We start from the raw sequence: 13,575 nt of genomic DNA, 5'->3' as shown, positions 1-13,575 counted from the left end.
TGTTCACGGGTCGGGGCCGTTAAGGTTAACAAGTGGTTTACGTTGCATCGAGGTGAGCCCCGTGGCACACAAAAACCACTCCAGAAGCGGTCGTTTCGCGACGATCGGCAGCACTTCAGTCAGAGTTTTAGGGGAGCAGGGGGCTCGACCGGCCGTTCAAGGGAAACTTTGAACGGCTTATTTTTTTGATTCGCGCCTGGCGATTCGGGGTTAATGGCGGGCGGGCATTTCTGCTTGCCGGCAGTGCCGGCAATCATCCCGATAGTCGACAACACGGCATCGCCGATCGCGAGGCCCAGCGGCAACATTTGCCAACGACGCGCTTCGAAAGAGAAAAATCTGCGTTCCGAATGGTTCCGTTGCCGCTGTACTCTCGCGAATTCGTTCCTCAAGACGCGACGGCGGCGGTTCCGCGGTCCGGAGACGTGTCTTGCTGGCGCGTTTTTTCTGGGGACCTTCATGAAGACTTCCATTCTTGGACTGATCACCGCCAGCCTGCTCGCCTGCACCATTCCGGCCGGGTTGGCTCAAGCTGCCGGAATTGCGGGCGCTCCCGCGCCTTTCGACAAGGGCGGCGTGAAAGTGGCACTCGTCACCTTCATCTCCGCCGGCGATTTCTTCCAGGCCTATCAGGCCGGCGCCACAAAACAGGCGAAAGCGCTCGATATCGGTCTCACCGTCTTTTCCGGTCGGCAGGATGCGGCAGCACAGCGTGACCAGATCGAACAGGCGATCAATCTCGGCGTGCAGGCGATCATCATCGATCATGGCCAGCCGGAAGCGTTGAAGGATGTCGCGCAGAAGGCACTCGACGCGGGCATCAAGGTCGTCGCGTTCGACGTCGATCTCGGCAACCCGAAAATCCCGCAGGTCGAGCAGTCGGATCACGAGCTTGCCAAAGCCTCCCTTGGCCAGGCACTCAAGGATAACGGCACCACGTTTCAGGCCGGCTATGTCTACGTTGCCGGTTTCGCGCCGCTCGACCGCCGCAACGAAATCTGGGAGGAGACCAAGAAGGCCAATCCCGGCGTTGTCGAGAAAGCACGCTGGGGAACTGTCAACGACACGACCGCTGTGTCTACAGCCGACCAGACCAAGGCGGCGTTCCAGGCCAATCCCGACATCAGTGTCGTCTTTGCCCCTTATGACGAGTTCGCGCGCGGGGTGAAACTCGCCACCGACGAACTCGGCATCTCGAACAAGGTGAAGATCTATTCGGCCGATGTGTCGACGGCCGATATCACCGAAATCACGGCGGAAGGAAGCCCATGGGTCGCCACCGCGGCCACCAATCCGGCTGTCGTCGGCGCGGTTTCGGTTCGCGCGGCGGCAAAGCTGATCGCGGGGGAGGATCCGGGGCACAACATCGTCGTCAAGCCGGTCTTGCTGACACAGGAGGAGTTGCGCAAGAACGGCATCAAGACGATCGAGGATCTCGACGCCAAGCTGCCCGCTTTTGGTCAGAGCGACGCAGCGACCGCAAGCTGGATCCCCACCAACTGACCTTTTCTCCCCTCCCTCGTTTCGCCGCGAAGGAGGGGAGATAACGCCTGTGCCGGTGTGGACTATCGTTTCTTTCCCAGGCCGAAGGTCAGCGCCAGAGCGCCAACCAGCACGACGCCCTTGACGAAATCCTGCGTGTAATAGGGCGCGTTCAGCATGGTGAGGCCGTTCAGGAGGACGCCGACGAAGATCGCGCCGGCCACAGTGCCGATCACATGCGGGCGACGCTTGTCGAGCACGGCATACCCGATCAGCGAGGCCGCCACCGCATCGAGCAGGAGCGAGTTGCCGGCCGAGACGTCGCCGCGGCCAACACGCGAAGCGACGATCAGCCCTCCCAACGAAGCCAGCGTGCCGGACAGGATATAGGCCCAGAGCCGATATGCCTTGGTCGGCGCGCCGGAAAGATGCGCGGCCGTTTCGTTGCCGCCGATCGCATAAAAGACGCGCCCCCAGCGCGTGCGCTCCATCAGGAACCAGGCGAGCAGGGCGACGACCGCCATGACCACGACAGACAGAGGTACGGTGTCGAACAGCCGCGACCGGCCGAGGATCAGGAAAGCCGGATCGTAAGCACCGGGAACGGACGACCCGTCGGGCAGCACCATGCCGGCGGTGATCGAGCGGCCGCCTGTCGGGATCAGCTGCAGGCCGGCGAGCAGGAACATCGTCGCCAGCGTGGCGAGAAGATCGGGGACGCCGACGCGGACAATCAGCAGTCCGTTCAGGAGGCCGATGAAAGCGCCCATCAGCAAGACCAGACCCATGGTCTGGACCGCATCCAGTTGCCAGACGACCATGGCATAGCTTGCCGCCATCACCGACGAGGCGGCGATGCTGCCCACGGAGAGATCGAAGCCATCGGCCGACATCGTGATCGAGACCCCAACGCCGAGGATCGCCACGACCGAAACCGCCTGCAGGATAGAAAACAGGTTGGCCGAGCGGATGAAGGCGGGCTGCGCATACCAGAAGCCAATCACCATCAGTGCCAGCAGCACGAAGAGCGCGTAGCGGCGCGTTTCGCGGAAAAGCGATGTGCGCGGGGCGGCCTGCTGGACTGTCGTCGGGTTCGTCATCGATGATCTCCGGCCTTTTTGCTCTCGACCTTGCCGATCTGGTCGGTCAGCGAGCCATGGCCGTCGCCGGCCTCGTGAAGGGAGTGATCGCGCATGACGAGGATGCGGTCGGCAACCTCCAGCGCCTCTTCGGTGTCGCTTGTAGCGATCAGCGTGGCGGAATCGCTCTGGCTGTTGCGGATCGCGGCGATCAGGTCGGCACGCGCGCCGACGTCGACGCCCTGGAAAGGCTCGTCGAGCAACAGCAGCCGGCAAGGTGCCGCTTGCCAGCGGGCGAGCACGACCTTCTGCTGGTTGCCGCCGGAAAGTTCATCGAGCGTGTCGTCGGGTCCGCGCGCCTTGATACCGAGCCGGGCGATCGCCTCTGCGGCGACTTTGCGCTCGCGCGCGACCCGCAGCAGGCCGCCCGGAAACCAGCGCCTCAGATGCGGCAGGGCGATCGTGCCGGCAATCGAGGCGCCGGGGACCTCGGGTGGCAGAAGCGACGATGCCCAGCGATCTTCGGCGACCATGAAGACGCCGTTTTCGATCGATCGCGCGGGTCCGTTGGAAAGCCACGGTTTTCCATCGAGCACGAAGCTGCCCTGCGCCAGTGTTTCCAAACCAAAAAGCGCGCGCAGCAATCGGCTCTTGCCCGAGCCAAGCGTGCCGGTCAGCGCCACGACCTCGCCTGAGTGCAGATCGAGATCGAAAGGCCTCGCACCGGGAATCAGCCGCGCGCCCTTGATGGAAGCGATAATTGGGGCCGCCGACATCTTGCGGTCATGGGTGGCGGCTTCCAGGGTCCGGCCGATCATGGCTGCAACGGCAGCCGGGAAATCGATCGGCCTGGCAAAGGCGCCGACGATACGACCGCCGCGCATGACGACGGCGCGGTCGGCGATTGCGGCAAGGTCGCCAAGCCTGTGCGAGATATAGAGGATTGCCATGCCGTCCGCGCGCAGCCGCCGGATGATGGCGAAAAGGCGGTCCGCCTCCGTGGCCGAGAGGCTGGATGTCGGCTCGTCGAGGATGAGGACGGAGGCCTTGGCCACGACGGCGCGGGCAATGGCGATCAATTGCCGTTCCGCCGGCCGCAGGTCGACGAAGTCACGGTCGAGCGGCAGGTCGAGATCGATCAGCGCCGCGATGGCGCGTGCGCGCCTGCGGATCGACCGGGCCGAGACGAAGAAGCGGCCGCCTGGCTGGCAAAGTTCATCGAGCAGGAGATTCTCGGCGACCGTCATTCCGGCAGCCCCCGCCTGATCCGTCGCTTGATGAACGGTCGCTATGCCGGCAGCCTTGGCGGCGCTGGGTGAGGCGAAGGCGACGATCCTGTCGCCCAGCGTGATCGTTCCGGCGTCGGGTACATGCGAGCCTGAAAGGATTTTCACCAGCGTCGATTTGCCGGCGCCATTGGCGCCCATCAGCGCCACTACCTCCCCGGCTGCCACGGCAAGATCGGCTCTGGCGAGCGCACGCGTCGGGCCAAAGGATTTTTCGATGCCGGCGACGGCGACGGCAATGGGGGCGGGGGTGAGGGACAAGTGGTTCAGCCGGTTAAGGATTGGGTGTGAACTGGGAAAGGCAGGCAAGCCAACGGGGCACGGTCGTGTCTGTCAACCGCCATATTCAATGATTGCCAGCCCGGCATTGTAATCGGGCGAATAGATGATGCCATTGGCGTCGACGAACACATCGGTCGACTGGATCACTCGTGGCCGGTTCGGACGCTTGTCGACCATACGGCTGGGCGCCGGCGGTACCAGCGCTCCTGTCTCCTTCGGCCGATAGGGGTCGGAGATGTCGAAAACGCGCACCCCTGCATTCTGGTAGGTTGCAAAGATCAGCGTGTCGGACACAAAACTGCCCGGCCGATTCTCGTGCAGATTGTGCGGACCGAAATGTCCGCCTTTGGCGGTGTAGTCGGCTTCGTCCGGGGTCGGCAGGGTCGAGATCGAAACCGGGTTCGCGGGATCGCGTACATCAAAGATCCAGGTGAGCTTGCGCCCATCCTCCTCGTGGTCGAGTACGGCCTCGTCGGCGACGACGAGCAAGCCGCGTTTCGGCAGCGGCAGCGCCGAATGTGTGCCACCACCATAGGGCGGCGACCAGTTCCTGTGGCTGATCAGCCTCGGCAGGGCAGGGTCTGCGACATCAAGGATGGTCAACCCGCCGTCGCGCCAGCAGGCATAGGCGGTATCGCCCTCGACGACCGCATGATGCAACGCATAGCGGCGGCCACTAGGCCAGCCGGGTGTCTCGCCGCCGGCGAGATGCATGCCTGGAATCCACCAGCGACCAGCCTCGACGGGTCGTGTCGGGTCCTGAAGATCCACCGTGAGCAGGATGTAGTCGCTGTAGCCATCGAGAAGCGCCGATACATAGGCGTAGCGCCCGCCGACATACCAGATGCGGTGAATGCCGATGCCGTCGACCCGGAAGAAACCGATCTGGCGAGGCTGCGTCGGCTTCGAGATGTCGTAGATGGCCATGCCGGCCGACCATGTCCGCGCCGCGCCCGGACCGGATGCGGTGCCGATCGTCTCGCCGATCGACTTGGTGTAGTAGACCTTCTCGTCGAAGGCGAAAGCGGCGTCGGCGAACAGATCGCGCGCATGGACGACCAGCAGCAGATCCTCATGCGTCTGCAGATGGATCGTCCAGGTATTCGGCGGCGCAGGCACGAACGCCGTCCCACCCGGATTTTTGGGATCGCGCACATCGATGATGGAAAAGCCTTGAGACCAGGGATGCGCGACATAGGCGAAGCCGCGATGCACCATTACTTGCAATCCGTCCGGCCGCCCGCCCTGGTCGGAATGACCGATCAGGCGCATGTTCCTGGAATAGTCGGGGGTAGGGACAGAACTCATAATCGTCTTTCGAAAGGTCGGGCCGGCGCACTTTGCCTGTCGCAACAGGTGGCGTCGCAGATGCCGGCACAATCATCCCCCGGTCAGGCCGGGGGATGATTGTTTGGATCGCTGATTTTGTGAAAGAAGGCGCTGGAACTCTCAATTCGTCGCCGGGATCCACGGTGCCTTTGCGGCATCGCTGTCCTTGAAGGCCGGGAATTTTGCCTGCAGGTCCTCGATCGTCTTGATATTGTTGTCGACGAGGTCCTTTCTGGTGACGAGCGTCGGCTGGATCAGCACCGAATGGCCGGGATCCTGGCCGGCGATCAGCTGAGCCAATGCGCGCACCGAAGCCTCGCCGACCACGGCCGGGTTGGTTGCCGCCGTCGCCACCCAAGGGCTGTTCGGTTCGAGAATGGCCTGGATGTCCGATGTCGAGATGTCGACGCCGTAGATCTTCACCTTGTCGGCGACGCCAAGCTCATCGATGGCGAGTTCCACACCACGGGCGAACTCGTCCCATGGGGCAAAGACGACCGAAAGCGTCGGGTTGGCAGTGAGCACGGCCTTGGTCTGGTCGGCAACCGAAGCGGCAACGGTGTCATTGACCACGCCCCAGGTGGCGACTTCCTTGATGCCTGGGTACTTCTTGCCGAAATCCTTCCACACCGCGTAGCGGCGGTCGAGCGGTGCGAAGCCGGCGACATAGAGGACGCCGCCATCGAATTTCTCGCCCTGGTCCTTGACCGCCTGGTCGAGCACGAGGCGCGCCATGTCGGCATCGGACTGCTCGACCTGCGGGATCTTGGGGTTGTCGAGGTTGGTGTCGTAGGCCACCACCGGAATCCCGGCGTCAAGCGCTGCCTGTGCGACGTCCTTGATGGCTTCAGGCTGGCCGTTGTTGATGATGATGCCTTGCACGCCGAGATTGATGGCCTGCTGGATCAACTGCCGCTCGGTGTTGATGTCGTTGCGCGCCTGCGAGATGTTGGCCTCGATGCCGAGCGCATCGGCCTGGCGCTTCACGCCGGCCTCGAATGCCTGGAGCCAGTCACCGGAGCCGAGGAAGCTGACGACAGCGATCTTGACGCCGCCCTTGTCGAAGGGTGCCGGCGCGCCGGATATGCCCTGCGCCGAAGCAGCGGTGGCAAGACTGGCTATGCCGGCCGCTGCCGCCAGCGAAAGAATATGCTTGATCATGTGGAGACCCCTTTGAAATCGGCTGCATTCTAGGGAGGGGGCCGATCGCTTCCGAGAACGCTGATTGCGAGTTTTTCAAATCCCGGAGCATTTCCGCTTCGCTTCCTTTCGGTTTCGTAGCAAATGAAGGCGATGCTGTGCCGGGCGTTCGCTGTTTGAGAAACAGAATTGTTCCAACGCGGGCATCCTTGCTCTAAAGGACGCGCATCGAATTCTGGACCAGATGCGCATGAGCGAACCGGCAGACCCTTCCGAAACGGAACAGATGGACGACACGCCGCCACGACGGCGCGAGCCGGTGTTCAACCTGCCGCCCATCGTGCTGGCGGTGATCGGTATCTGCGTCGCAGTCTATTTGCTGCAGCAATATGTGCTGAACGACGCACAGCAGATGACATTGCTGTACGACGGGGCCTTCATCCCTGTCCTGTATACCGGGCAATACGGCTTCGACTGGTTCCTCTTTTCCCGGCCGTTCACCTATGCCTTGATGCATGGCGGCTTTGCCCATATTGCCATCAACATGGTCTGGCTCGCCGCCTTTGGTTCGCCATTGGCTAATCGTCTGGGCGCGCTCCGGTTCGCGCTGTTCTTCGCCGTGACCGGACTGGCCTCGGTCGCGCTTTTCTGGGCGGTGCATCCGTATGGAGAGGCGCCGCTGGTCGGTGCCTCAGGAGCCATATCAGGCATGATGGGGGCTGCAGCGCGATTTGGCTTCCGCACCGACCGCTCTGCCGGAAAGGCAGCCTTCGCCGGCCCTTTGCTGCCAATCACATTCGTATTGCGCTTGCGCGGCGTCGTGATCTTTCTCGCCGTGTGGATGATCATCAACCTCGCCACCGGCCTTCTCGGCTTTGCCCCGGGAGTAGACGGCCAGATCGCCTGGGAGGCCCATATTGGCGGCTTTGTCGCCGGCTTCTTTGGCCTGCGCTGGTTCGACAGACGGTGGCAGGCGTCCGAATGGGAGACCACCGACACTTGAAATGCAACCGATCACGGCGCACGATGTTCACTCTTATGTGAAGGCCGGTCAGGCCAGGAACCGGCAGGCAAAAGCAGAGGAGGACGCCATGACGGTGAAGGCAATTCTCGAGAAAAAAGGCCATGACGTGTTGACGCTCGGGCCGAACGAAAAGCTGAGCGAAGCCATTCGCATCCTGTCCGAACACAGGATCGGCGCGCTGGTCATCACCAATGGCGATCACAAGATCGTCGGCATTCTTTCCGAGCGCGACATTGTGCGGGTTCTGGCTAAAGAAGGCGGTGCCGCGCTCGATATCGCCGTGCGTTCGGCAATGACGCCGAAGGTGAAGATCTGCAACGAAAACCACACCGTCAACGAGGTGATGGAAATCATGACCCGAGGCCGTTTCCGCCATCTCCCGGTGGAAAAGGACGGCATGCTCGATGGCATCGTGTCTATCGGCGACGTGGTCAAGCGCCGCATCGAGGACGTCGAGCGCGAGGCCGAAGAGATCAGGGCCTATATCGCCACCGCCTGAGCGGTGACAAGGAGCCGCCGGCCGGAGAACCGACCGGCGGAGCCGTATCTACCTGTTGTCGAGTTCGGAACGGACGAGTTCCAGTCCGCGCCGGGTGATGCGGTAGGGTCCACCGCCCGACGAAGAAACGGCCTTCTTCCGCTTCAGCTTTCGAAACATGTCGAGATCGACGCCCGGATAATGCCAGCCGTCACGGGTCAGGCATTTGACGGAGGCGATCCGCTTTTTCTCGTTCTTTTCGATTTCAATGCGTCCGCCCTGCGCGAGCAGGTGCAGGATGCGCTGTTCAATGCGCGAAATATCCATGGGAGAGTTTCCGGGAAAACAGAAAATGCCGCCGCCGCGAAGCTTCGCGGCACGGGGTTTCAGGTCTTCTGCCCTGCCTCGCTAGGAGGTCAGGGCCTTACCGGGACTGAGCGTAAGTGGACATCCACTCTCCATTGGAATGGACGTCCTATAGGCGAAAGCGGCTGAAAAGGCCAGTCCGTGGCTTTGCGCTTGTCTCGTTGAACGGTTTGCACTAGCGAAGTTGCACACCAAAATATGCGTAGACGCATAATCCGTAGTTCCAATACGCAGGCCACAATGTCCCTCATCGACACCCGCACGCCCGACGCAAAGCGCCTTGTTTCCGGCGCGACCGGCGACTGGGAGATCATCATCGGTCTCGAGGTCCACGCGCAGGTCACTTCGGAAGCAAAGCTGTTTTCGGGCGCCTCGACCGCCTTCGGTGCCGCGCCCAACGCCAATGTCAGCCTGGTCGACGCGGCCATGCCGGGCATGCTGCCCGTCATCAACGAGGAATGCGTCAAACAGGCGATCCGCACCGGCCTTGGGTTGAAGGCGCAGATCAACCACAAGTCGGTCTTCGATCGGAAAAACTACTTCTATCCCGACCTGCCGCAGGGCTACCAGATCTCGCAGTTCAAGCAGCCTATCGTCGGCGAGGGCACGGTGATCGTCTCGGTCGGTCCCGACCGCCAGGGCGAATTCGAGGACATCGAGGTCGGCATCGAGCGGCTGCATCTGGAGCAGGATGCCGGCAAGTCGATGCACGACCAGCATCCGACCATGTCCTATGTCGACCTCAACCGCTCCGGCGTGGCGCTGATGGAGATCGTCTCAAAGCCGGACATGCGCTCGGCTGACGAAGCCAAAGCCTATGTCACCAAGCTGCGCACCATAGTGCGCTATCTCGGCACCTGCGACGGCAACATGGACGAAGGCTCGATGCGCGCCGACGTCAACGTCTCGGTGCGCAAGCCCGGCGGCGAGTTCGGCACGCGCTGCGAGATCAAGAACGTCAACTCGATCCGCTTCATAGGCCAGGCCATCGATTATGAGGCGCGCCGGCAGATCGCCATTCTCGAGGATGGCGGCAAGATCGACCAGGAAACGCGGCTGTTCGATGCCGTCAAGGGCGAGACGCGCTCGATGCGCTCCAAGGAAGAGGCGCACGATTACCGCTACTTCCCCGATCCGGATCTTCTGCCGCTGGAGTTCGACCAGGCCTATGTCGACGTGCTGGCGAAGGAATTGCCGGAACTGCCCGACGACAAGAAGACGCGGCTGATCTCGTCGCTCGGCCTGTCGACCTATGACGCTTCGATCCTGATTTCGGAAAAGCCGATCGCCGACTATTTCGAGAAGGTCGCCGCCGGCCGTGACGGCAAGCTCGCCGCCAACTGGGTCATCAACGATCTGCTCGGGCAATTGAACAAGGCCGGCAAGGACATTGAAAACGCTCCGATTTCGCCTGATCAGCTCGGCGCGGTCATCGATCTGATCAAGGATGGCACCATCTCCGGCAAGATCGCCAAGGACCTGTTCGAGATCGTCTGGAACGAGGGCGGCGATCCGCGCCAGCTGGTCGAGAGCCGTGGCATGAAGCAGGTCACCGACACCGGCGCCATCGAGAAGGCTGTCGATGAGGTAATCGCTGCCAACCCCGACAAGGTCGAACAGGCGCGCGCCAAGCCGAGCATGGCGGGCTGGTTCGTTGGCCAGGTGATGAAGGCGACCGGCGGCAAGGCCAATCCGCAAGCGGTCAACGACCTCGTCAAGGCCAAGCTGGGCATCGAGTAGGGCCGTGTTCGTCCGCACCGCCGGAGAGCGCGACCTTGCCGCAGTGCGGATGCTGCTGGTCGAGACCTGGCATGCGACCTATGACGCCCTTTATGGCGCTGCCAAGGTGACCGAGATCACCGATGAATGGCACTCGATAGCCTCGCTCCGTTCGCGGTTGACGCGGCCGAACTCGGAGTTCCTGGTGGCCGATGACGGCAAGCGGATCGGCGGCATGGCATTCGCCGCCGCCACCGCGGATGCGAAGGTCATCCTGTTGAACCAGCTCTACGTCCATCCGGACTGCCAGAGGCGCGGGATCGGGCAAGCACTGCTCGACGAGGTCGAGGCCAGTTTCCCGGAAGCGCGAGTGCTGCGCGTCGAGGTCGAGGAGGTCAATGGCAGCGCCATCGCCTTCTACCGATCGAAGGGGTTTTTGCCCGTCAGCACCGCCGCAGATTCCCGAGAGGCCTCAAGGTCGACGACGCTGAGTTTCGAGAAGCCGCTCGGATAGGCTGCCGCCGGGCTTCTTCGGCGCCATGGCGGCAGCGATCCGGCCATGCGTCATCCCGGCATTTGCCGTGCCGGCTCACGACGGATATGCAAGGACATGACCAAACTGTCCCGCACCGTAGCGTTGGCGCTGCTCGCCATCATCATTTTCGCAACCTTGTCGCCGATCCAGATGCGGCCGCACCTCGCCGAAGCGAATGTTGAACGCGCCCTGGCCTATGTCCTGTTGGGCTTCGCCCTGGCACTCGGCTTCCCCAACCGACTGTATCAAGCCGTGATCTTTGTGACTGTGACCGCTGGCATACTGGAACTGCTTCAGATCATTGATCCCGGTCGCCACGCGCACTTTGCCGATGCACTCGTGAAAGCCTGCGCTGGTATTGTCGGGATCCTTGTGGGGCAATTGTTCGTCAGGAGCAGCGGACGAATAGGAGAGCGGTAGGCGCGGGCAGAAAACCGCCGCGCCGACGGGACAAGACTTCGCCTCGAGCTTAGCTACGCCGAGAAAACGTCCACATTGTCGATCAGCCTGGTCTTGCCGAGCCAGGCCGCCGCGAGCAGGCGCCCCTCGTGGTCGCGACGCCACGGCGCGAGCGTCAGGCTTTCGCGTGCCTCGATATAGTCGACTTTTTGGAAACCGGCGGCGATGAGAGCGCGGTGGGCCCCTTCGGTTGCGTCGCTCGGGTCGGCGCCTGCCGTCAGGGCCACTGCCGTGTTGCGCAATATCACATTGAGCTGGCGGGCGATCTTCAGTTCGGTTTCGTCGAGATAGGCGTTGCGTGACGACATGGCGAGACCATGCGTGTCGCGGATCGTCGGTGCGCCGATGATCTCGACAGGCAGGTCGAGGTCGCGACAGAGCTGCCTGACGACGCAAAGCTGCTGGTAGTCCTTCTCGCCGAAGATCGCGCAGTCGGGCGTTGCCTGCAGCAAGAGCTTTGCCACCACGGTGGCGACGCCGTCGAAAAAGGTCTGCCGAAAGTCCGATTCGAGCCCGGCGGAGGGGCCGCCGACCGAGATTTTCGTGGCGAAGCCGGCAGGATACATCTCGCCAACCGTCGGTGTGAAGGCAAGGTCGGCCTTTGCCAATCCCAGTCGGTCGAGGTCGCGGGCGAGCTGGCGCGGGTATTTGTCGAGGTCTTCGGTCGGCGCGAACTGTGTCGGGTTGACGAAGATCGACACGACGCAGCGATCGGCCTTTTCGAGCGCGATTCTGACCAACGAGATGTGCCCGTCATGCAGCGCGCCCATGGTCGGCACCATGGCGACACGAAGGCCATCGCGCCGCCAGGCATGGATTTGCGCGCGAAGTGCGGTAACGCTGTCGACGACCACCGGCCGGCTCATGCGTCATCCCTGCTGTTTGTCGCCGAAAAGACGTGGCCGGGACCAGGGAATGTCCGGCTCCGCACCTCCGCTGCATAGGTTTCGGCGGCATGCGAGATCACGCTGCGCAGATCGGCGTATTCCTTGACGAATTTCGGCACGCGGTCGACGGTCAGCCCGACCATGTCGTCGATGACCAGGATCTGGCCGTCGCAGTCGCCGCTGGCGCCGATGCCGATGGTTGGAATGGCGATGCGCCGGGTGATATCGGCGGCGACCGTCTCGACCGTGCCTTCGATGACCACCGAGAATGCGCCGGCGCTTTCGACCGCAAGCGCATCGTCAAGCAAAGCCGCAACAGCCTCCTCGGTGCGGCCCTTGATCTTGTAGCCACCGTCCTTTTCGACCGATTGCGGCTGCAGGCCGATGTGTCCCATGACCGGAATGCCGGCGGCGACGATGGCCGCGATCTGCCTGATCATGTCGACGCCGCCTTCGAGTTTCACCGCCTGGCAGCCGGTTTCGTCGGCAACGCGCCGCGCCGAGGCTACGGCTTGCGTTGCCGAAGCCTCATAGGTGCCGGCCGGCAGGTCGACGACGATGCAGGCCCTGGCCGAGCCGCGCATCACCGCTTGCCCATGCGCGATCATCATCTCAAGCGAGGCTCCGAGCGTCGTCTTGTGGCCGTGCAGGACCATGGCGACACTGTCGCCGACCAGAAGCAGGTCGACATGCTCATCGAGCAAGCGGGCCACTGGGTAGGTATAGGCGGTCAGGCAGACGATCGGCGTGCCGCCCTTGCGGCGGCGAATCGTATCGGCGCTGATGCGGATGTCGGTGGTCGGCAATTTTGTGGCCAATCGTCACCTCCTTCGGCCTGCTGCCGGGTTGGATGCAAGCATGGCGCGCGCAGAGCTTTAGAAAGACCACAAAGGCTTGGCAAGCGCGCATCCTGCGACGGAGAGGATCACGGGCTTGTGTCGAGTTTCCGGCAAGCCATTTGTGCGTTGGCCGTGGCAAAAGCCTTGCCTTCGGCAAGGCCTGACGCCATAAGCAGGAAACGGGCGCTGCCGGCGCGAGGGTTCCAACGATGAAGACTTTCCTGACTCAGTTTTTCACCTGGTGGAACAGCCAGACGCTGGGAACGCGCCTGCACACCTGGCGGCATGGCAAGAAAGTCGGTCAGGACGAAACCGGCAATGTCTACTACGAGGGCGGCATTGATTCGGAAGGCCGCACGCGCCGCTGGGTCATCTACCGCAACTATTCGGAAGCCTCCGCCATACCGCCTGGTTGGCACGGCTGGATCCATCATCGGGTCGACGTCGCACCGGCGAGCGAGGACTACAAGCCGCGCGACTGGCAGAAGTCGCATCAGCCCAATTTGACCGGCACGCCGGCGGCCTATCGCCCGAAGGGCTCGGTGCTGACCAATCAGCATCGTCCGCAGGTCACCGGCGACTACGACGCCTGGACGCCCGGGTCGTAGCGACAGGGTGCAGGCCGGTCCTTTATCGCCACAATTGGTGTTTAGCTGCTTGCTGATCAGAA

Annotated in this window: 15 protein-coding genes; 7 read left to right on the top strand and 8 right to left on the bottom strand. The window is 62.7% G+C overall.

Features of this window, described 5'->3' with window-relative positions; genetic code table 11:
• Window positions 1–119 precede the first annotated feature (119 nt).
• Entirely contained in the window at window positions 120–308 is a 189-nt protein-coding gene (locus NKI73_RS25010; RefSeq protein ID WP_352633534.1) for a hypothetical protein, read from the bottom strand.
• 151 nt (window positions 309–459) lie between these two features.
• On the opposite strand from NKI73_RS25010, the gene NKI73_RS25005 reads away from it, so the two are divergent.
• On the top strand, window positions 460–1,503 hold the full coding sequence (locus NKI73_RS25005; protein WP_352633532.1) for a substrate-binding domain-containing protein: 1,044 nt from the start codon (window positions 460–462) through the stop codon (window positions 1,501–1,503).
• Window positions 1,504–1,565: 62 nt separating this feature from the next.
• Here the strand turns inward: NKI73_RS25005 and NKI73_RS25000 are convergent, their stop codons facing one another.
• The 4 genes from NKI73_RS25000 to NKI73_RS24985 all read right to left on the bottom strand — a co-directional run bounded on the left by NKI73_RS25000 (window position 1,566) and on the right by NKI73_RS24985 (window position 6,619).
• Window positions 1,566–2,582 carry an ABC transporter permease gene (locus tag NKI73_RS25000; RefSeq protein ID WP_352633530.1) on the bottom strand — a complete coding sequence of 339 codons (1,017 nt, stop codon included), beginning with the start codon at window positions 2,580–2,582 and terminating at the stop codon, window positions 1,566–1,568.
• Window positions 2,579–4,108 (bottom strand): sugar ABC transporter ATP-binding protein, encoded by a 1,530-nt coding sequence (locus NKI73_RS24995; protein WP_352633528.1) that lies wholly within the window; start codon window positions 4,106–4,108, stop codon window positions 2,579–2,581. Before NKI73_RS24995 ends, NKI73_RS25000 begins: the two co-directional genes overlap by 4 nt.
• Window positions 4,109–4,180: 72 nt before the next feature.
• Window positions 4,181–5,437, bottom strand: a complete 1,257-nt coding sequence (locus NKI73_RS24990) for an LVIVD repeat-containing protein (protein WP_352633526.1) — start codon at window positions 5,435–5,437, stop codon at window positions 4,181–4,183.
• 141 nt (window positions 5,438–5,578) lie between these two features.
• Window positions 5,579–6,619 (bottom strand): substrate-binding domain-containing protein, encoded by a 1,041-nt coding sequence (locus NKI73_RS24985; RefSeq protein ID WP_352633524.1) that lies wholly within the window; start codon window positions 6,617–6,619, stop codon window positions 5,579–5,581.
• A 229-nt stretch (window positions 6,620–6,848) separates the two neighbouring features.
• Between NKI73_RS24985 and NKI73_RS24980 the strand changes: the two genes are divergently transcribed.
• Both NKI73_RS24980 and NKI73_RS24975 read left to right on the top strand, forming a co-directional pair.
• Window positions 6,849–7,601, top strand: coding sequence for a rhomboid family intramembrane serine protease (locus tag NKI73_RS24980; protein WP_352633521.1), 753 nt, complete (start codon window positions 6,849–6,851; stop codon window positions 7,599–7,601).
• Between the two features lie 88 nt (window positions 7,602–7,689).
• Window positions 7,690–8,121: a CBS domain-containing protein gene (locus NKI73_RS24975; protein ID WP_023759403.1), complete on the top strand. Its 432-nt coding sequence runs from the start codon at window positions 7,690–7,692 to the stop codon at window positions 8,119–8,121.
• Window positions 8,122–8,169: 48 nt separating this feature from the next.
• On the opposite strand, the gene NKI73_RS24970 is transcribed toward NKI73_RS24975, so the two are convergent.
• Window positions 8,170–8,427, bottom strand: coding sequence for a YjhX family toxin (locus NKI73_RS24970; protein ID WP_023759402.1), 258 nt, complete (start codon window positions 8,425–8,427; stop codon window positions 8,170–8,172).
• Window positions 8,428–8,706: 279 nt separating this feature from the next.
• Between NKI73_RS24970 and gatB the strand changes: the two genes are divergently transcribed.
• The 3 genes from gatB (at window position 8,707) to NKI73_RS24955 (ending at window position 11,140) form a co-directional block, all read left to right on the top strand.
• Window positions 8,707–10,206 carry an Asp-tRNA(Asn)/Glu-tRNA(Gln) amidotransferase subunit GatB gene (gene gatB, locus NKI73_RS24965; protein ID WP_352633519.1) on the top strand — a complete coding sequence of 500 codons (1,500 nt, stop codon included), beginning with the start codon at window positions 8,707–8,709 and terminating at the stop codon, window positions 10,204–10,206.
• A gap of 4 nt (window positions 10,207–10,210) precedes the next feature.
• Entirely contained in the window at window positions 10,211–10,699 is a 489-nt protein-coding gene (locus NKI73_RS24960) for a GNAT family N-acetyltransferase (protein ID WP_352633517.1), read from the top strand.
• A gap of 96 nt (window positions 10,700–10,795) precedes the next feature.
• Window positions 10,796–11,140 (top strand): VanZ family protein, encoded by a 345-nt coding sequence (locus tag NKI73_RS24955; RefSeq protein WP_352633515.1) that lies wholly within the window; start codon window positions 10,796–10,798, stop codon window positions 11,138–11,140.
• 53 nt (window positions 11,141–11,193) lie between these two features.
• Here NKI73_RS24955 and panC read toward each other — a convergent pair whose 3' ends face one another.
• A complete protein-coding gene (gene panC, locus NKI73_RS24950) occupies window positions 11,194–12,045 on the bottom strand; it encodes a pantoate--beta-alanine ligase (protein ID WP_352633513.1) in 852 nt (283 codons plus the stop codon).
• Complete coding sequence (panB, locus tag NKI73_RS24945) at window positions 12,042–12,884, bottom strand: 3-methyl-2-oxobutanoate hydroxymethyltransferase (RefSeq protein ID WP_352633511.1); 843 nt, start codon at window positions 12,882–12,884, stop codon at window positions 12,042–12,044. The genes panC and panB overlap by 4 nt, the downstream gene beginning before the upstream one ends.
• Before the next feature lie 230 nt (window positions 12,885–13,114).
• Here panB and NKI73_RS24940 point away from each other — a divergent pair, with 230 nt between their 5' ends.
• Window positions 13,115–13,513, top strand: coding sequence for an NADH:ubiquinone oxidoreductase subunit NDUFA12 (locus tag NKI73_RS24940; protein WP_352633509.1), 399 nt, complete (start codon window positions 13,115–13,117; stop codon window positions 13,511–13,513).
• Window positions 13,514–13,575: the final 62 nt, after the last annotated feature.

This window comes from Mesorhizobium sp. M0496 (assembly GCF_040321205.1).
GTDB lineage: Bacteria > Pseudomonadota > Alphaproteobacteria > Rhizobiales > Rhizobiaceae > Mesorhizobium.
Note: the sequence above shows the minus strand (reverse complement) of the source record. Positions and strands in the feature narration are given on the sequence as shown.

What these genes read in the sequence shown, in the direction of transcription:
- NKI73_RS25010 (WP_352633534.1), bottom strand. Translation starts at nt 308, where the DNA reads ATGTTGCCGCTGGGCCTCGCGATCGGCGATGCCGTGTTGTCGACTATC.
- NKI73_RS25005 (WP_352633532.1), top strand. Translation starts at nt 460, where the DNA reads ATGAAGACTTCCATTCTTGGACTGATCACCGCCAGCCTGCTCGCCTGC.
- NKI73_RS25000 (WP_352633530.1), bottom strand. Translation starts at nt 2,582, where the DNA reads ATGACGAACCCGACGACAGTCCAGCAGGCCGCCCCGCGCACATCGCTT.
- NKI73_RS24990 (WP_352633526.1), bottom strand. Translation starts at nt 5,437, where the DNA reads ATGAGTTCTGTCCCTACCCCCGACTATTCCAGGAACATGCGCCTGATC.
- NKI73_RS24985 (WP_352633524.1), bottom strand. Translation starts at nt 6,619, where the DNA reads ATGATCAAGCATATTCTTTCGCTGGCGGCAGCGGCCGGCATAGCCAGT.
- NKI73_RS24980 (WP_352633521.1), top strand. Translation starts at nt 6,849, where the DNA reads ATGAGCGAACCGGCAGACCCTTCCGAAACGGAACAGATGGACGACACG.
- NKI73_RS24975 (WP_023759403.1), top strand. Translation starts at nt 7,690, where the DNA reads ATGACGGTGAAGGCAATTCTCGAGAAAAAAGGCCATGACGTGTTGACG.
- NKI73_RS24970 (WP_023759402.1), bottom strand. Translation starts at nt 8,427, where the DNA reads ATGGATATTTCGCGCATTGAACAGCGCATCCTGCACCTGCTCGCGCAG.
- gatB (WP_352633519.1), top strand. Translation starts at nt 8,707, where the DNA reads ATGTCCCTCATCGACACCCGCACGCCCGACGCAAAGCGCCTTGTTTCC.
- NKI73_RS24955 (WP_352633515.1), top strand. Translation starts at nt 10,796, where the DNA reads ATGACCAAACTGTCCCGCACCGTAGCGTTGGCGCTGCTCGCCATCATC.
- panC (WP_352633513.1), bottom strand. Translation starts at nt 12,045, where the DNA reads ATGAGCCGGCCGGTGGTCGTCGACAGCGTTACCGCACTTCGCGCGCAA.
- NKI73_RS24940 (WP_352633509.1), top strand. Translation starts at nt 13,115, where the DNA reads ATGAAGACTTTCCTGACTCAGTTTTTCACCTGGTGGAACAGCCAGACG.